Origin of the sequence: Burkholderia sp. ABCPW 11 (assembly GCF_001523445.1) — a bacterium.
GTDB lineage: Bacteria > Pseudomonadota > Gammaproteobacteria > Burkholderiales > Burkholderiaceae > Burkholderia.
Genome location: NZ_LOVM01000074.1, coordinates 143,378 through 160,591, shown reverse-complemented (window position 1 = coordinate 160,591; position 17,214 = coordinate 143,378). Strand labels below are relative to the sequence as shown.

The following is a 17,214-nucleotide window of genomic DNA, read 5'->3' as shown; positions in this document are numbered from 1 at the left end:
GTCGGGCGTTTTTTCATTCGGCAGGCGCCTGCGCGCGTCAGTCGCGCGCTTCGAATGCCGCCGCCGCGCGGCCGAGGCGATCGTTGACCGCGATCCATTCGACGGTTTCGGGCAGCTTCTCGACGAGGATACGCGCGACCTGCGCGCGATCGAGCGCCCGCAGCATGCCGTACAGGTCGCGTGCATAGGCCTGCGGATCTTCCGGCGCCGCGATGAAATGCACGCCGTCGGCCTGCGCCCAGTGTCCTGCCCGCGACGCACGTGCGACGAGCGCGACGCGCTCGCCGTCGGTTTGCGCGGCCGCGAGCAGCGGCTCGAGCGCGTCGAACGGCAGCAGCGCGAGCGGCGTGCGCGGTGCGTAATGCGCTTTCAGCGTGCCCGACGCGCGCGGCGCGGTCGCGTCACTGCCGTCCGGCAGCTTCGGCGCACGACCGAGGACGTCGGCGATCTGCCGAGGCGTCACGTGGCCCGGGCGCAGCAGCGCCGGGAAGCCGCGCGACAGGTCGAGGATCGTCGATTCGATGCCAACTTCGGATGCGCCGCCGTCGAGCACGTGCACGGTATCGCCGAATTCGTCGCGCACGTGTTGCGCGGTCGTCGGGCTCACGTGGCCGAACCGGTTCGCGGACGGCGCCGCCACGCCGCCGTGGCCGCCGCGCCGCGCGCTGAACGCGGCCAGCAGCGCCTGCGCGACCGGATGCGACGGACAGCGCAGCCCGACCGAATCCTGCCCGCCGCTCACGGCATCCGGAATGCGCGCATGACGCTTCAGGATCAGCGTCAGCGGGCCCGGCCAGAACGCATCGATCAGCGCGTGCGCGTCGGCCGGCAGATCGTCGGCCCAGTAGCCCGGATCGCCGCCGGGCGGCAGATGCACGATCACCGGATGGTTCGCGGGCCGCCCTTTCGCCGCATAGATGCGCGCGACGGCCTCGGGATTCGCCGCGTCGCCGCCGAGCCCGTAGACGGTTTCGGTCGGAAATGCGACGAGCTGGCCCGCGTCGAGCAACGCGGCGGCCGCGTCGATCTGCGCGGGCGTCACGTGCTTCGGGAGATCGATGGACATCGGCCCGCGCCTCAGTCGAGCGGCACGCGCAGCAGTTGCGCGCACGCGTTGGCGGCGGCTACGGCTTCGTCGCGCGTCTCGGCCGTGAAATTCACGTGGCCCATCTTGCGGCCGACGCGCGCTTCTTCCTTGCCGTACAGGTGCAGGTGCGCGGCCGGCATCGCGGCGACCGTGTCCCACGGCGGCGTGACGGCACCGGCTGCCGGACCGTCGGGGAACCACACGTCGCCGAGGATGTTCAGCATCGCGGCCGGCGAATGCTGGCGCGGGTTGCCGAGCGGCATGCGGGTCATCGCGCGCACCTGCTGCTCGAACTGGCTCGTTGCGCACGCATCGACCGTGTAGTGGCCGGAGTTGTGCGGGCGCGGCGCCATTTCGTTCGCGACGAACGAGCCGTCCTCCAGCACGAAGAACTCGACGCACAGCACGCCGACGTAGCCGAGCGTATCGGCGATCCGCACGGCCGCCTGCTGCGCCTCTTCGACGCGCGCAGCATCGGCCGCCGGCGCCGGCACGACCGTCAGCGCGAGGATGCCGTCGTGATGCACGTTCTGCGCGAGCGGGAACGCGGCCGAGCGGCCGTCCGCGCCGCGCGCGATCAGCGCCGACACCTCGTATTTCAGCGGCAGGCGCTTCTCCAGCACGCACGGCACGCCGCCGAGCGCGGCATGTGCGTCGCGTGCTTCCTGCGCGGTGGCGACGCGCACCTGGCCCTTGCCGTCGTACCCGAGGCGGGCCGTCTTCAGGATGCCCGGCAGCACCGCGTCGAGCGCGGCATCGTCGAGCGCGGCGAGCGCCGCCGCCGATTCGATCACGACGTGCGGCGCGACCGGCACGCCCGACGCCTCGATGAAACGCTTCTCCGCGATCCGGTCCTGCGCGACCGCGACGCAGCGGCCGGCCGGTGCGACGAACGTCGTGCGCGCAAGGAAATCGAGGCTCGCGGCCGGCACGTTCTCGAATTCCGTCGATACGGCCTCGCACAGGTCCGCCAGTTCGGCGAGTGCGGCTTCGTCGTCGTACGCCGCGCGCAAATGGCGATCGGCGACCGCGCCGGCGGGGCTCGCCGGATCGGGATCGAGCACGGCGACGCGATAGCCCATCGACTGGGCGGCAAAGCAGAACATGCGGCCGAGCTGGCCGCCGCCGACCATGCCCAGCCACGCGCCGGGCAGAATCGGAGAAACGGAATCAGGAGTTGCGGTCATGTCAGTGGTCGGTCGCGGCGGAACGCGGAAATGCCCGCCGCAGTAGGAAAATCCGGCGCCGGCCGCGTCGTGCGGCCGCGCGCCATGCCGTCATTCCAGCGGCGGCAGCACCATCGCGTGCGCGGCTTCGTTCTGGCGCACGCGGAACGCCGCGAGCCGGTTCGCGTAGTCGACCGAGTTGCCGGACAGGATCGACACCGCGAACAGCGCGGCATTCGCGGCGCCGGCCTCGCCGATCGCGAACGTCGCGACGGGCACGCCCTTCGGCATCTGCACGATCGAGTGCAGCGAATCGACGCCCTTCAGGTACTTGCTCGCGACCGGCACGCCGAGCACGGGCACCGTGGTCTTCGCGGCCAGCATGCCGGGCAGGTGCGCGGCGCCGCCGGCGCCCGCGATGATCGCACGCAGCCCGCGCTCGCGCGCCTTCTCCGCATAGTCGAACATCTCGTCGGGCATCCGGTGCGCGGACACGACCTTCGCTTCGTACGGCACGCCGAATTCCTGCAGGATCGCGACCGCGTTCTTCATCACGTCCCAGTCGGAACTCGAACCCATCAGCACGCCGACGAGCGGCGCGCTGTGCGTGTGGGCAGTTTGCTTTTCATTCATTTCGTGTGTTCCTGTCGACCGGAGTGAGTGCTTCAGCACTTACTCCGGTCCTATGCAAAGCTCCGTCAGGCGAGCGACTGGCCCGTGATGCGCTCGAGCGCTTCCTGGTACTTCGCGGCCGTCTTCTCGACGACATCGGCCGGCAGCGCCGGCGCCGGCGCCGTCTTGCCCCACGGCTGCGCCTCGAGCCAGTCGCGCACGAACTGCTTGTCGAACGACGGCGGGTTCGTGCCGACTTCGTACTGGTCGGCCGGCCAGAAGCGCGACGAATCGGCGGTCAGCACTTCGTCCATCAGGTACAGCTTGCCGTGGTTGTCGAGGCCGAATTCGAACTTCGTGTCGGCGATGATGATGCCGCGCGTCGCCGCGTAGTCGGCCGCTTCCTTGTACAGGCGAATGGAGATGTCGCGGATCGTCGCGGCCAGCTCGGTGCCGATGCGGCGCTCGGTTTCCTCGAACGTGATGTTCTCGTCGTGCTCGCCCATCTCGGCCTTCGCGGCCGGCGTGAAGATCGGCTCGGGCAGCTTCTGCGCGTTCTGCAGACCTTCCGGCAACTGCACGCCGCACACGGCGCCCGACGCCTGGTACTCCTTCCAGCCGCTGCCGGCCAGGTAGCCGCGCACGACCGCTTCGATCATGATCGGCTCGAGACGCTTGACGACCACGCCGCGGCCCTTCACCTGCTCGACCTCGTCGGCCGCGACGACCGCTTCCGGCGCGTCGCCCGTCAGGTGATTCGGCACGATGTGCGCGAGCTTGTCGAACCAGAAGTTCGCCATCTGGTTCAGCACGCGGCCCTTGTTCGGAATCGGCTCGCCCATCACCACGTCGAAGGCCGACAGGCGATCGGTCGTGACGATCAGGAGCTTGTCGTTGCCGACCGCGTAGTTATCGCGAACCTTGCCGCGACCGAGGAGCGGCAGCGAGCGGAGCGTGGATTCGTAAAGGGTAGACATCGTCTTTTCGCAGATAAGGAGCCAAACAAAAAGGGAAACGCCGTTCCCCGCGGCAGGCGGGAACGGCGGTCTTGCAATACGTCGGCGAACCGGCGGGCACAGCGCCCGGACGGCTGCCGGCCGGCCCTCGTTCGGCCGGACGGAACGGCTGCCGGGGCCGGACCGGATCCGGCCGGCCTGGCGGCCCGCCCATGCCCGGCGGCAGAACCGGGCGGGGCAATCGTACTACAGTCTCAGCGCACGACCTGGGCGAGCGCACCCGACTTGTACTGCTCGGCGATCTTGTCGAGCGACACCGGCTTGATCTTGCCGGCCTGGCCTTCGCAGCCGAACGCGAGGTAACGGTCGACGCAGACCTTCTTCGCGGCTTCGCGCGCGGGCTTCAGGTAGTCGCGCGGATCGAACTTGCCCGGATTCTCGAACAGGTAGCGGCGGATCGCGCCGGTGATCGCGAGACGCAGGTCGGTGTCGATGTTGATCTTGCGCACGCCGTGCTTGATGCCTTCCTGGATTTCCTCGACCGGCACGCCGTAGGTTTCCTTCATGTCGCCGCCGAATTCGCGGATCTCGGCCAGCAGTTCCTGCGGCACCGACGACGAACCGTGCATCACGAGGTGCGTGTTCGGAATGCGCGCGTGGATTTCCTTGATGCGCTGGATCGACAGGATGTCGCCCGTCGGCTTCTTCGAAAACTTGTACGCGCCGTGCGACGTGCCGATCGCGATCGCGAGTGCATCGCACTGCGTGAGCTTCACGAAGTCGGCGGCTTGCTCCGGATCGGTCAGCAGCTGCTCGCGGGTCATCGTGCCTTCCGCGCCGTGGCCGTCTTCCTTGTCGCCCTTCATCGTCTCGAGCGAGCCCAGCACGCCGAGTTCGGCTTCGACCGTCACGCCGATCGAGTGCGCCATCTCGACGACCTTGCGCGACACGTCGACGTTGTACTCGTACGACGCGACCGTCTTGCCGTCGGCTTCGAGCGAACCGTCCATCATCACGCTCGTGAAGCCGCTGCGGATCGCGGCCGTGCAGACCGCCGGCGACTGGCCGTGATCCTGGTGCATCACGACCGGAATGTGCGGATACGATTCGACCGCCGCTTCGATCAGGTGGCGCAGGAACGGCTCGCCCGCATACTTACGCGCGCCGGCCGATGCCTGCATGATCACGGGCGCGCCGACCTGATCCGCCGCCGCCATGATCGCCTGGACCTGCTCCAGGTTGTTCACGTTGAAGGCCGGCAGGCCGTAACCGTGCTCTGCCGCGTGGTCCAGCAATTGACGCATTGATACGAGAGGCATTGTGGAACTCCTTGGAATGAAAACCGGTGCGCCCTGACGCCGGCGCGGCGCTCGCTCCCGGTCCAGACCGGGGCGGCACGGCGCGGCTGAGCGTCGAATAGCCGCATTTTATCGCGAAGCGCCTCCGATTCCGACCGCCCGGTAGCGCCCGCTCGCAATTTGTTACGTTCGCACGGCACAATCCGGCCAAAAAGGAGAAAAAAAGCCGCGCGGGGCTTCGGACCCCGCGCGGCTTTCGCGCAAAAAACGGTGCCGGATCGATTCCGGCCGATCCGGCCGCAGGCCGGCTCGATGCGGCTCGGCCGGCGCTCAATAATGCTCGCCGACTCGTACGATCTTCAGCGTGTTGGTGCCGCCCGCCTGCCCCATCGGCTCGCCGACGGTCAGCACGACCATGTCGCCGTGCTGCACGTAACCCTGCTTGACGACGATCTCGAGCGCCGCCTGCAGCGCCGAATCGCGGTCGCTGTTGAAGTCGACGTGCAGCGGCGTCACGTTGCGGTACAGCGCCATCGTGCGCTCGCTGCCGACGCGCGGCGTCAGCGCGAAGATCGGCACGTGCGTGTAGTGACGCGACATCCACAGCGCGGTCGCCCCCGATTCGGTCAGCGCGACGATCGCCTTCGCGCCGAGGTGATACGCGGTGAACAGCGCGCCCATCGCGATCGACTGGTCGATCCGCGTGAACGTGCGGTCGAGGAAATCCTTGTCCAGCTCGACGTGCTCAGACTTTTCCGCCTCGACGCACACGGCCGCCATCGTCTCGATCGTGACGACCGGGTACTTGCCGGCGGCCGTCTCCGCCGACAGCATCACCGCGTCGGTGCCGTCGAGCACCGCGTTCGCGACGTCCGACACTTCCGCGCGGGTCGGCACCGGTGCGTAGATCATCGATTCCATCATCTGCGTCGCGGTGATCACGAGCTTGTTCGACTCGCGCGCCATCCGGATCATCCGCTTCTGCAAAGCCGGCACGGCCGCGTTGCCCACTTCCACCGCGAGGTCGCCGCGCGCGACCATGATGCCGTCGGATGCGTCGAGGATGCTCTGCAGCGCCGGAATCGCTTCCGCACGCTCGATCTTCGCGATCATCTTCGGCTTGATGCCGTACGGCGCGCCCGCGATGTTCGCGAGCTGGCGCGCCATTTCCATGTCGGTCGCGTTCTTCGGGAACGACACCGCGACGAGGTCCGCGCCGAGCGACATCGCGGTGCGGATGTCCTCCATGTCCTTCGCGGTCAGCGCCGGAGCCGACAGGCCGCCGCCCTGGCGGTTGATCCCCTTGTTGTTCGACAGCTCGCCGCCCACCTTGACGGTCGTGTGGATCTCGTCGCCGAGCACGCGCTCGACGGTCAGCACGATCAGGCCGTCGTTCAGCAGCAGCAGGTCGCCCGGCTTCAGGTCGCGCGGCAGCTCCTTGTAGTCGAGGCCGACGCGCTCGTCGTTGCCGAGTTCGCAGCCCGCATCGAGGATGAACGGCTGCCCCGGCACGAGCGTGGTCTTGCCGTTCTCGAACTTGCCGACGCGGATCTTCGGGCCCTGGAGGTCGGCCATGATCGCGATCTCGCGGCCGACCTTGCGGGCGGCCTCGCGCACCATTTCGGCGCGCTGGCGGTGATCGTCGGCCGTGCCGTGCGAAAAATTGAGCCGCACGACGTCGAGGCCCGCCTGCATCATCTGCAGCAGAGTCTCCGGCGAACTGGAGGCCGGGCCGATCGTGGCGACTATCTTGGTGGCGCGCTGCATGAAACTCCTCATCTGGATCAAGGTGGATGCGCTGGGTGAAACGCTGCGAGAGCCGGAAGCGGCAGGCCCAGCGGCGGCCGCTCCGGGGAGCGTGCCGGTGCTTGCGCCCGGCATCGCTTTGTTCTGAATCTCGTGGTGCTGCACGGCCGCGTCGCCGGCGGCCGCCGGTGCGCGCGGGGCGGTGTTCGCCCGCGCGGGCGCGCGTTTGCGCTTGCCCGCGCCAGCCGGCTGCTCCGCTTTCGCGGAGCGCGCGGCCTTCGTCGCCCCTGCGCGCGTCGCCACGCTCAGGCCGCCCGCGTTTCGAGCACTTCCACCGCCGGCAGCTTCTTCCCCTCGAGGAACTCGAGGAAGGCGCCGCCGCCCGTCGAGATGTAGCTGACCTGGTCGTGGATGCCGTATTTCGCGATGGCCGCGAGCGTGTCGCCGCCGCCCGCGATCGAGAACGCGGACGATTTGGCGATCGCTTCGGCGAGTGTCTTCGTACCGTTGCCGAACTGGTCGAACTCGAACACGCCGACCGGGCCGTTCCATACGATCGTGCCGGCCTTCTCGAGCTGGCTGGCGAGCGCCTTGGCCGTATCGGGGCCGATGTCGAGGATCATGTCGTCCGCTTCGATGTCGGCGACCTGCTTCACCGTGGCCGCAGCCGTCGGCGAGAATTCCTTGGCGGTGACGACGTCGGTGGGGATCGGCACCGACGCGCCGCGCTCGCGCGCTTCGTCGATGATCGCCTTCGCCTCGGCGACGAGATCGGCCTCCGCGAGCGACTTGCCGATCGACAGGCCGGCCGCGAGCATGAACGTGTTCGCGATGCCGCCGCCGACGATCAACTGGTCGACCTTGCCGGCCAGCGACTTCAGGATCGTCAGCTTGGTCGACACCTTGGAACCGGCGACGATCGCGACCAGCGGGCGCGCCGGGTTGCCGAGCGCCTTGCCGAGCGCGTCGAGTTCGGCCGCCAGCAGCGGGCCCGCGCACGCGACGGGCGCGTACTTCGCGATCCCGTGCGTGGTCGCTTCCGCGCGGTGCGCGGTGCCGAACGCGTCGTTCACGTACACGTCGCAGAGCTTCGCCATCTTTTGCGCGAGCTCGTCGGAATTCTTCTTCTCGCCCTTGTTCACGCGGCAGTTCTCGAGCAGCACGACCTGGCCCGGCGCAACGTTCACGCCGTTCTCGACCCAGTTCGACACGAGCGGCACGTCGCGGCCGAGCAGTTCGCCCAGACGCTTCGCGACCGGCGCGAGCGAGTCTTCCGGCTTGAATTCGCCTTCGGTCGGACGGCCGAGGTGCGACGTGACCATCACGGCCGCGCCGGCGTCGAGCGCGGCCCGGATGGCCGGCACGGACGCGCGCACGCGCGTGTCCTCGGTGATGTTGCCGTGATCGTCCTGCGGGACGTTCAGGTCGGCACGGATGAACACCCGCTTGCCGGCGAGCTGGCCGGCGGCGATCAGGTCGGTGAGACGCTTGACTTGGCTCATGTTGAACAGATTGAAGTAGTGGATGGGGAAAGGGGGTTCACGCTGGACGTGCGCGGGCTGCCGCGAAAGGGCGCCGGATGCGGCCGTGGCTGGCGGTTCGCATGACGCGCACGGGTAAAAAATCTCGAACGGGCATTCTAGCCGATCCATCCGGCAGACTGACCCGTGCGGCGGCGAATTCCGCCTATTTGGGATCGCGTGCGGCCGGCGGCACGATGCTGCATCGCAACAACGCCCAAGGCGCTCCAGTCGGCATGCGGCCGGCCGGGGCGGCGAATCATCAGAAGATCAGGCGCAGCGCGGTGAACACGAGCATGCCGACGACGATCGTGCCGAGCATGCTGCGCCGCCACAAAAACCAGCCGAGGCCGGCGAGCGCCGCGTAGAGCGGATGATTGGACAGCCCGAACGACAGCCCCGCCGGCGTTTCGAGCACGTCGGGCAGCACGACGGCGACCAGCGCGGCGGCCGGCGCGTAGCGCAGCGCGCGCTGCGCGCGTTCGGGCAGCACGGTGCGCTCGCCGCCGATCAGGAACAGCGCGCGCGTGACGGCCGTGACGATCGTCATCCCGACGATGACGATCCAGATCTCGGTCGCGTTCATTCAATGTCCTTTTCGTGCACGGTTTCGGTCCGGATGCGCCGCCAGTCGGCGCGCTCGACGAAGAAATCGGCCGCGCAGCCGGCCGCGAGCGCGGCGAACACCGCCAGCGGCAGCGCGAGCCGGTACGGCACGTCGAACGCGATCAGCGACACGATCCCGGCGACCGCGACGGCCGCGAGCGTCGAACGGTTCGCGACCGCCGACACCATGATCGGAATCAGCGCGAGCGTGCCGGCCAGCTCCAGCCCCCAGCTTGCGGGAAAGATGCTCGCGAGCAGGATGCCGGCGAGCGACGACACCTGCCACGACGCCCAGCTCGCGAGCGCCATCCCCCAGAAATACGCCTCCTTGCCCGGCACGCGGCCGTACGCGAAGCCCTGTTTCTGGAACAGCAGGTAAATCACGTCGCCGTTGAAATAGCCGATCGCGAGGCGCCGCCACAGCGGCAGGTAGGAAAAATGGGGGGCCAGCCCGGCGCTGAAGATCACGAAGCGCAGGTTGACCATCGCGGCCGTGAGCAGCACGGTCCAGATCGGCAGCTTCGCCGCGAGGAGCGGCAGTACCGCGAGCTGCGACGAGCCCGCGTAGACGAACAGCGACATCGCGCTCGCCTGCCCGAGCGTCATCACCGACTTGCTCATCGCGATGCCGGTGACGAGGCCCCAGGACAGGATCGCCATCAGTGTCGGGGAATAGTCGCGCGCGCCCTGGATCAGCGCGAAGCGGTCGGTGGCGGACAATCGAGCGAGCATGGGAAAGGCGGGCCGCAGCGGGCGGTTCGTCCGGGCGCCGGCGTCTCCCGCCGGCAAGGCCCGTCGTTATTGGAATCGGTACCGGCCGATTATAGCCCCGACCCTGTGCCGACCGACCGGATCGCCGCCAAATGACGCTAAAATAAGCGTCTTTCCGGCTCAACGCTGCATACAACCCGCAGCACCCCACCGCTTCCAGGAGAATCCTATGTCAATGGCCGACCGCGACGGCAAGATCTGGATGGACGGCAAGCTGATCGACTGGCGCGACGCCAAGATCCACGTCCTGACCCACACGCTGCACTACGGCATGGGCGTCTTCGAGGGCGTACGCGCGTACAAGGCGGCCGACGGCAGCACCGCGATCTTCCGCCTGCGCGAGCACACCAAACGTCTGCTGAATTCGGCGAAGATCTTCCAGATGGACGTGCCGTTCGACCGCGAAACGCTCGAAGCCGCGCAACTCGCGGTCGTGCGCGAGAACCGGCTCGAGTCGTGCTACCTGCGCCCGATCATCTGGGTCGGCTCGGAAAAGCTCGGCGTGGCCGCGAAGGGCAACACGATCCACGTCGCGATCGCCGCGTGGCCGTGGGGCGCGTACCTCGGCGAAGAAGGCCTCGCGAAGGGCATCCGCGTGAAGACGTCGTCGTTCACGCGCCACCACGTGAACGTGTCGATGGTGCGCGCGAAGGCGTCGGGCTGGTACGTGAACTCGATTCTCGCGAACCAGGAAGCGACGGCCGACGGCTACGACGAAGCGCTGCTGCTCGACGTCGACGGCTACGTGTCCGAAGGCTCCGGCGAAAACTTCTTCCTCGTGAACAACGGCAAGCTGTATACGCCCGACCTGTCGTCGTGCCTCGACGGCATCACGCGCGACACGGTCATCACGCTCGCGAAGGACGCCGGCATCGACGTGATCGAAAAGCGCATCACGCGCGACGAGGTCTACACGGCCGACGAAGCGTTCTTCACCGGCACGGCCGCCGAAGTCACGCCGATCCGCGAGCTCGACAACCGCACGATCGGCAGCGGCGCGCGCGGCCCCGTCACGGAAAAGCTCCAGTCGGCGTTTTTCGATATCGTGTCGGGCAAGAACGCGAAGTACGCGCACTGGCTGACGAAGGTCTGAGCGCGTCGCGCGACCGACCGCCCCACACAAGAGTGATAAGAGAAAGTCTCATGAGTGAAATCAAGGAAATGCCGCTGGTCGAGTTGACGGCCAAGGATCTTCCCGCCTACTGCCCGAACCCGGCCATGACGCGCTGGAATGCGCATCCGCGCGTGTTCATCGACGTGTCGCACGGCGAGGCGCGCTGCCCGTACTGCGGCACGCGCTACAAGCTGCGCGACGGCGAGGTCGTCAAGGGCCACTGAGCCCCGACGGCCGGGCCCGAGGGCCTTCGATCCGCAAAGGCGGCGCAGCCGGAGCTCCGGCGCGCCGCCCTTCCCCATTCTGGCAACCCGAACGCGGCGCCCGTGCGCCGTGCTTCATTACGACATCGGAAGTCGACCTGATGCGTCGAGCGCTGGTTATCGCACCGAACTGGATCGGTGACGCATTGATGGCGCAGCCGCTTTTTGCGCTGCTGAAAAAGCTCCATCCCCGCATCGCGATCGATGCCGTCGCACCCTCGTGGGTCGCGCCCGTGCTCGAGCGGATGCCCGAGATCCACGATGTCTACGCGACCGATCTCGCGCACGGCAAGCTGCAGCTGCTGCGCCGCTGGCAGCTCGCGAGCGACCTGCGCGACGTCGGCTACGACGCGGCGTACGTGCTGCCGAACTCGCTGAAGTCCGCGGTGATCCCGTGGCTCGCGAACATCCCGCTGCGGATCGGTTATACGGGCGAGCACCGCTACGGGCTGCTGAACGTGCGGCACGCGAATCCGGCCAAGTCGGGCGAGCGCCCGCCGATGACGACCCACTACGCGGCGCTCGCCTACGCGCCGGGGGCGAAGCTGCCCGAGTCGATGAAGACGCTGCCCGCGCCGCGCCTGGACGCCGACCTGAACGAGACGGCGCGCGTGTCCGCACGCTTCAATCTCGATACGCGCAGGCCGCTCGTCGTGTTCTGCCCCGGCGCCGAATACGGCCCGGCCAAGCGCTGGCCGCCCGAGCATTTCGCGTCGCTCGCGACCATCGTCCACCAGTCGTTCCCGTATACGCAGATCGTCGCGCTCGGCTCGCAGAAGGATGCCGCGGCCGCGCAGGCGATCGCCGACCACGCGCCGAACGTGCGCAACCTGTGCGGGCAGACGTCGTTGTCCGAGGCGTGCGCGCTGATCGCGCGCGCGAATGCCGTCGTCACCAACGATTCGGGGCTGATGCACGTCGCCGCCGCGCTGCGCCGGCCGCTCGTCGCGTTGTACGGATCGACCGATCCGCGCCACACCCCTCCGCTGTCGGACCTGGCGAAGGTACAATGGCTGCATCTCGAATGCAGTCCCTGCTTCGAACGCGAGTGCCCGCTCGGCCACCTGAAGTGCCTGCGCGAACTCGGTCCCGAGCAGGTATTCGGCGATTTGCGCGGCATGCTCGTCGGGCAGCGCTGACCCTGACCGGCGGCGTCGCACGGCGCGCCGGGCAATCCGATTCACCGGTGCGCGGCGGCTCGATCCGGGCCGCCATGCTGAATACGGCGCGCGATGCGCGCGAGAGACAACCCCGATGCCACGTTTTGCCCGCCTTTTCGAAGCCGCTGCCGATACGCTGAACGCCTACTACCAGGCCGTCGCGGATGCCAATCTCGACGCGCTGCTGGCGTTGTGGATCGACGAGGATTTCGCCAGCTGCGTATGGGCGGACGGCGAGCATCTGCACGGCCTCGACCAGATCCGCGGCGGGCTCGCCAACCGGCTCGCGACGCGCCCGGTCACGATCGAGCCGCTCGACATCCGCGTGTACGACAGCCTCGGCACGGTCGTCTATACGATCGCCGAAGCGCATCAGCAGGCCGACCTGACGGCCGAACCCGACATGGTTTTCGCGACGTACGTGATGATTCACGAACGCGGCGAGTGGCGTATCGCGCATATCCACGCGAGCCCGATTCCTGAACAAGCGGCCGGACAATTCGCCGCGAAGATCCGTCACGGGCAGGGTCCGCTGCACTGACGAAGAACGAAGCAACGCATTAGCGGGGCGATCATGAGTACGGCTTCTCCGCCCACCTCGCCGCTGACCGGGGCCCCGGCCCCCGACGACGATTCATTGCGCTATCGCGCACCGCGCTGGCTGCCCAACAGCCATGTGCAAACCATCGTGCCCGCGCTGTTCGCGCGGCGTCCGGTTGTCGCTTACCGACGAGAGCGATGGGAAACTCCCGACCACGACTTCATCGATCTCGACTGGGTCGCGCATCTCGACAGCGCGGCGCCGGCGCCCGATGCACCGCTGTTCGTGCTGTTCCACGGCCTCGAAGGCAGCTCCGGCTCGCACTACGCGCTCGCGATGATGGCGGCCGCGCGCGCGAAGGGGTGGCACGCCGTCGTGCCGCACTTCCGCAGTTGCAGCGGCGAGATCAACCGCCAGCCGCGCTTCTACCATCTCGCCGACAGCGCCGAGGTCGACTGGATCCTGCGCCGGCTCGCCACGCAGCATCGCGGGCCGCTGGTCGCGGCCGGCGTGTCGCTGGGTGGCAACGTGCTGCTGCGCTGGCTTGGCGAGCACCGCAGCGACACGTCGATCGTGCACGCCGCCGCCGCGATCTCGACGCCGATCGACGTGCACGCCGGTGGCCGCGCGCTGTCGCAGGGGTTCGCGATGGTCTATACGCGCAGCTTCCTGAAAACGCTCAAGCGCAAGGCGCTCGCCAAGCTCGACCAGTATCCGGGGCTGTTCGACCGCGAAGCGATGCTGCAGGCCGTGACGATGCGCGACTTCGACGAGGTCGTGACCGCGCCGCTGCACGGTTTCGCGAACGCGGACGACTACTGGACGAAGGCGACCACCCGGCCGCTGCTGCCCGCGATCGACGTGCCGACGCTGATCCTCAACGCCCGCAACGACCCGTTCCTGCCCGAATCGGCGCTGCCGGGGCCCGCCGACGTGTCGCCGGCCGTCGAGCTCGACCAGCCCGCGCACGGCGGTCACGCGGGCTTCATGACCGGGCCGTTCCCCGGCCGCCTCGACTGGCTGTCGGCGCGGGTGTTCGGCTATTGCTCGAAATTCGTCGACCATGGATGACATCGTCAGGCAGGCGCTCGCCAAATGGCCGAACGTGCCGGATTGCACCGGCTGGCTGCTGCTCGACCGGCGCGGCGCCTGGCGGCTGCGCGACGACGCGGCGCAGGCGGCCGGCGAGCTCGGCTCGCCGATCCGGCATGCGGCGCTGAACGCGTTCATCGGCCGCAACTACGCATGCGACGCGCACGGCCAGTGGTTCTTCCAGAACGGGCCGCAGCGCGTGTACGTCGAACTCGCGTATACGCCGTGGGTCGTACGGCTCGCCGAACGCGACGGGCAGCTTGCGCTCACCGACCAGACGGGCGCCCCGTTCGAACCGGACGCAGTCTGGCTCGACGACGGCGGCGGCGTGCTGTTTCGCGATGCCGGCCCCCCCGCGCGCATCGCGGCGCTGCACGATCACGACCTCGGCTTGTTTGCCGATCATGCGGACTTCGACGCGACACCGCCCGTGCTGCACTGGCGCGACGGGCGCACGCTGACGCTCGGCCAGCTCGCTTGCGCCGACGTGCCTGCGACGTTCGGGTTCGTCGCGAGTCCCGCGCAGCGGGCGCGCGATGCGTCGGACGACGGCCGCTGACGCGCGATCGCCATAGCCCGCATGTCACGCCTGCCCGCCCGACGGGCCGCTATCCGCGCCCTTTCTTCTCGTCGTCGCGCTCTTCCTTGTAGCGCGCCTCGAATTCCAGCAGCCGCGCGCCGATGATCGACTGCTCGTAGAACGACACGTCCTTCGCGTCGCGCGCTTCCTTCAGTTGCCGGATCGCCGACGGCCACGCGCCGTCGAGCGCCAGTTTCTCCGCCAGCGCCCGGCGCCGCGCGAGCACGTCGCCCTTGCCGTCGCTCGACTTCGCGAGGTAATCCCACCAGTCCGGCTGTTCCGGGTCGGCCTTGGCCTGCGCCCGTGCGAGCGTCTGCGCTTCGGCGAAGCGGCGGGCGGCGATCAGCGCCTGCAGGTGCGCGACGACCGCCGCGTGCGACGCCGGCCAGCGCCGCTGCGCGAGCGCCGAGAGCCGTACCGCGTCGTCGGTTCGGCCCGCGCGGCGGGCGATGTCGGCGGCCAGCACGTCGAGGCTCGGCGAACTGCTTGCCGGATCGTCGTCGCGCCGCTCGCGCGCATCGAACGCGCTGCGCGCCGACGCGAGCGCCTTGTCCGCCGCGTCGTACTGGCCGAGCAGCGTGTTCGCGAGCGCGATGCCGTACCAGTTCGCCGCGACGTTCGGCGCCGTGCGATCGTCGATCTCGAGCTGCATCCGGCGCGCCTCGGCCGAGATGTCGGTCGGCGCCCGGTTCTGCAGGACGCGCAGCCGCGCGCGCACGAACCCATATTCGGCCGACTGGCGCGGCTGCCGGTACGGTGCGCGACGCGCACGGTCCTCCATGTCGGCAATCCGCTCGCCGGTCAACGGGTGCGTGCGCGCATAGGCCGGCACGCCCGCATCGCCCATCGACGCGCGATCGAGCCGCTCGAAGAAGCCCGGCATCCCGTACGGGTCGTAGCCGGCCCCCGCAAGCAACTGGAAGCCGACGCGGTCGGCCTCGCGCTCGGCCGACCGCGAGAAGCGCAACTGGTTGTCGACCGCATACGCCTGCCCGCCCATCGCGATCGCGCTGCCGAGATCGCCGCTGCGCGCGAGCACGCCGGCCAGCACGCCGAGCAGCATCGTCGCGAGCGCCGTGTAGCCGGTCTTCTCGCTCGCGCCGATCATCCGTGCGATGTGCCGCTGCAGCACGTGGCCCATCTCATGGCCGACCACCGATGCGAGCTCCGACTCCGTCTGCGTCGTCACCACCAGCCCGCTGTTGATCCCAATGAAGCCGCCCGGCATCGAGAACGCGTTGATCTGCGGATCGCGCACCGGGAACAGGTCGAAGTCCGGCATGTAGCCGCCGATGTAGCGCGCCGCCGCCGCGGCCGCGAGCCGCGCCGCCATCGCATTCAGGTAGTCGCGCACGAGCCAGTCGTCGAGATAGTCGGGATCGCGCCGCACTTCGCGCATCACGCGCTCGCCGAGCCGGCGCTCGGCTCGCGGCGTCAGCGAACCGCCGGAGCCGTCGCCGAGATCGGGCAGCTCCAGCGCACGCAGCGGCGCGCGCAGGCTCGCGACCGGCGCCGACGCACCGCCCGCGCCCGAAAACCGGCTCTCCGCGCCGCCGTACGTGCCGAACACGCCGGTCGCGATGCCGGACGGCACGGTGGAAATCGACGTCGCGCCGCCGGCCGGCTCGAGCGGTGGCGCGGATGCGCTCTGCGCATGGCCGCCCGGCGGCAGCACGAGCGCCGCCGACAGCGATACGGCAAGCAACTGTTTGACACGCATGGCAGGATGAAAACGACGCCGTCCCGCGCACCCGGCGCGCAGCGGCGTTTGGTCTGAATATTCGGGTCATTGTACCGGCGCCACGACGACTGTCCCGTGCCGCGCGTGCGTCATCTGCGCCTGCGGCAACGCGAACGCCGCTGCTATGATAGGCGCCCGTTGAGAGGTTGGATCGGTTCGTCGCGCCGGTATGGAATCCGGCGGCCAGCCGATCGCGAAGCAGGATCGAGGCACGTGCGCGCGCACGCCGTTCCACTAGAGGAAGCCATGTCAGGACTCACCCATTTCGACGCTGCCGGCCACGCCCACATGGTCGACGTCGGCGGCAAGCAGGAAACGCAACGCATCGCGATCGCGCGCGGCACGATCCGGATGCTGCCGGCCACGTTCGCGCTGATTCGCGACGGCAAGGCCAAGAAGGGCGACGTGCTCGGCGTCGCGCGCATCGCGGCGATCCAGGGCGCGAAGCGCACGGCCGATCTCATTCCGCTGTGCCACCCGCTCGCGCTGACGCGCGTGGCCATCGACTTCGAACTCGACGACGCGCTGCCGGGTGTCCACTGCATCGCGCAGGTCGAGACGTTCGGCCGGACCGGCGTCGAGATGGAAGCGCTGACGGCCGTCCAGGTCGGGCTGCTGACCGTCTACGACATGTGCAAGGCGGTGGATCGCGGGATGGTGATCACGGACGTGAGCGTGCGCGAGAAGCGCGGCGGGAAGTCGGGGGACTGGAAGGCGGAAGACGTAAGCGACTGATTCATAGGCTCTTCCCGTCGTTCGACATGCGCCGACCCGGCCCTGGCGCCTGACATCGACGACTCGGCATTTCGGAACATCCATAAACCGCCGAAAGCGTTCCTCGTAGCAAGCGGCGATTGCTTCCAGGGTCGCGGCCGCGATATGCGGATTCTTTCTTGCCTGACGTGCGGAAGGCCGCCGCATTTCATTGTCTTTGATATATGCAGCGACAAGGCCCGGATAG

18 protein-coding genes are annotated in these 17,214 nt (G+C 68.7%); 8 read left to right on the top strand and 10 right to left on the bottom strand.

Features of this window, described 5'->3' with window-relative positions:
* Window positions 1–37 precede the first annotated feature (37 nt).
* The 6 genes from WS61_RS25440 to pyk form a co-directional block, all read right to left on the bottom strand.
* Window positions 38–1,066 carry an L-threonylcarbamoyladenylate synthase gene (locus tag WS61_RS25440; protein WP_059504584.1) on the bottom strand — a complete coding sequence of 343 codons (1,029 nt, stop codon included), beginning with the start codon at window positions 1,064–1,066 and terminating at the stop codon, window positions 38–40.
* Between the two features lie 11 nt (window positions 1,067–1,077).
* Entirely contained in the window at window positions 1,078–2,274 is a 1,197-nt protein-coding gene (locus WS61_RS25435) for a 5-(carboxyamino)imidazole ribonucleotide synthase (RefSeq protein ID WP_059504582.1), read from the bottom strand.
* A 90-nt stretch (window positions 2,275–2,364) separates the two neighbouring features.
* On the bottom strand, window positions 2,365–2,886 hold the full coding sequence (purE, locus tag WS61_RS25430) for a 5-(carboxyamino)imidazole ribonucleotide mutase (protein ID WP_059504580.1): 522 nt from the start codon (window positions 2,884–2,886) through the stop codon (window positions 2,365–2,367).
* Between the two features lie 65 nt (window positions 2,887–2,951).
* Window positions 2,952–3,842: a phosphoribosylaminoimidazolesuccinocarboxamide synthase gene (locus WS61_RS25425; RefSeq protein ID WP_027785305.1), complete on the bottom strand. Its 891-nt coding sequence runs from the start codon at window positions 3,840–3,842 to the stop codon at window positions 2,952–2,954.
* Between the two features lie 233 nt (window positions 3,843–4,075).
* Window positions 4,076–5,140: a class II fructose-bisphosphate aldolase gene (fba, locus tag WS61_RS25420; protein WP_006481730.1), complete on the bottom strand. Its 1,065-nt coding sequence runs from the start codon at window positions 5,138–5,140 to the stop codon at window positions 4,076–4,078.
* A gap of 309 nt (window positions 5,141–5,449) precedes the next feature.
* Window positions 5,450–6,886, bottom strand: coding sequence for a pyruvate kinase (gene pyk, locus WS61_RS25415; RefSeq protein ID WP_034208283.1), 1,437 nt, complete (start codon window positions 6,884–6,886; stop codon window positions 5,450–5,452).
* On the opposite strand from pyk, the gene WS61_RS35830 reads away from it, so the two are divergent.
* The gene (locus WS61_RS35830; RefSeq protein ID WP_023476234.1) at window positions 6,885–7,013 is read left to right on the top strand and encodes a hypothetical protein; all 129 of its coding nucleotides are present in this window, start codon (window positions 6,885–6,887) and stop codon (window positions 7,011–7,013) included. The two genes, pyk and WS61_RS35830, sit on opposite strands and share 2 nt — an antisense overlap.
* A 157-nt stretch (window positions 7,014–7,170) precedes the next feature.
* Here WS61_RS35830 and WS61_RS25410 read toward each other — a convergent pair whose 3' ends face one another.
* The 3 genes from WS61_RS25410 to WS61_RS25400 form a co-directional block, all read right to left on the bottom strand.
* Complete coding sequence (locus WS61_RS25410; protein ID WP_034208284.1) at window positions 7,171–8,367, bottom strand: phosphoglycerate kinase; 1,197 nt, start codon at window positions 8,365–8,367, stop codon at window positions 7,171–7,173.
* Window positions 8,368–8,647: 280 nt separating this feature from the next.
* Window positions 8,648–8,971 (bottom strand): AzlD domain-containing protein, encoded by a 324-nt coding sequence (locus WS61_RS25405; RefSeq protein WP_059504578.1) that lies wholly within the window; start codon window positions 8,969–8,971, stop codon window positions 8,648–8,650.
* Window positions 8,968–9,723, bottom strand: coding sequence for an AzlC family ABC transporter permease (locus WS61_RS25400; protein ID WP_059504577.1), 756 nt, complete (start codon window positions 9,721–9,723; stop codon window positions 8,968–8,970). The genes WS61_RS25405 and WS61_RS25400 overlap by 4 nt, the downstream gene beginning before the upstream one ends.
* 208 nt (window positions 9,724–9,931) lie before the next feature.
* Between WS61_RS25400 and WS61_RS25395 the strand changes: the two genes are divergently transcribed.
* The 6 genes from WS61_RS25395 (at window position 9,932) to WS61_RS25370 (ending at window position 14,491) form a co-directional block, all read left to right on the top strand.
* Window positions 9,932–10,855 (top strand): branched-chain amino acid transaminase, encoded by a 924-nt coding sequence (locus WS61_RS25395; RefSeq protein ID WP_027785311.1) that lies wholly within the window; start codon window positions 9,932–9,934, stop codon window positions 10,853–10,855.
* 50 nt (window positions 10,856–10,905) lie between these two features.
* Window positions 10,906–11,100, top strand: a complete 195-nt coding sequence (locus WS61_RS25390; protein ID WP_006482499.1) for a zinc-finger domain-containing protein — start codon at window positions 10,906–10,908, stop codon at window positions 11,098–11,100.
* A 140-nt stretch (window positions 11,101–11,240) separates the two neighbouring features.
* Window positions 11,241–12,278: a lipopolysaccharide heptosyltransferase II gene (waaF, locus tag WS61_RS25385; RefSeq protein ID WP_059504574.1), complete on the top strand. Its 1,038-nt coding sequence runs from the start codon at window positions 11,241–11,243 to the stop codon at window positions 12,276–12,278.
* A 115-nt stretch (window positions 12,279–12,393) separates the two neighbouring features.
* Window positions 12,394–12,840: a nuclear transport factor 2 family protein gene (locus tag WS61_RS25380; protein WP_006477934.1), complete on the top strand. Its 447-nt coding sequence runs from the start codon at window positions 12,394–12,396 to the stop codon at window positions 12,838–12,840.
* Between the two features lie 33 nt (window positions 12,841–12,873).
* Window positions 12,874–13,911, top strand: a complete 1,038-nt coding sequence (locus tag WS61_RS25375; protein WP_059504572.1) for a hydrolase — start codon at window positions 12,874–12,876, stop codon at window positions 13,909–13,911.
* On the top strand, window positions 13,904–14,491 hold the full coding sequence (locus WS61_RS25370) for a DUF2946 family protein (protein WP_059504570.1): 588 nt from the start codon (window positions 13,904–13,906) through the stop codon (window positions 14,489–14,491). Before WS61_RS25375 ends, WS61_RS25370 begins: the two co-directional genes overlap by 8 nt.
* A gap of 49 nt (window positions 14,492–14,540) precedes the next feature.
* On the opposite strand, the gene WS61_RS25365 is transcribed toward WS61_RS25370, so the two are convergent.
* A complete protein-coding gene (locus WS61_RS25365; RefSeq protein WP_059504568.1) occupies window positions 14,541–16,232 on the bottom strand; it encodes a M48 family metalloprotease in 1,692 nt (563 codons plus the stop codon).
* 267 nt (window positions 16,233–16,499) lie between these two features.
* Here WS61_RS25365 and moaC point away from each other — a divergent pair, with 267 nt between their 5' ends.
* Window positions 16,500–16,988, top strand: coding sequence for a cyclic pyranopterin monophosphate synthase MoaC (gene moaC / locus WS61_RS25360; RefSeq protein WP_059504566.1), 489 nt, complete (start codon window positions 16,500–16,502; stop codon window positions 16,986–16,988).
* Window positions 16,989–17,214 lie beyond the last annotated feature (226 nt).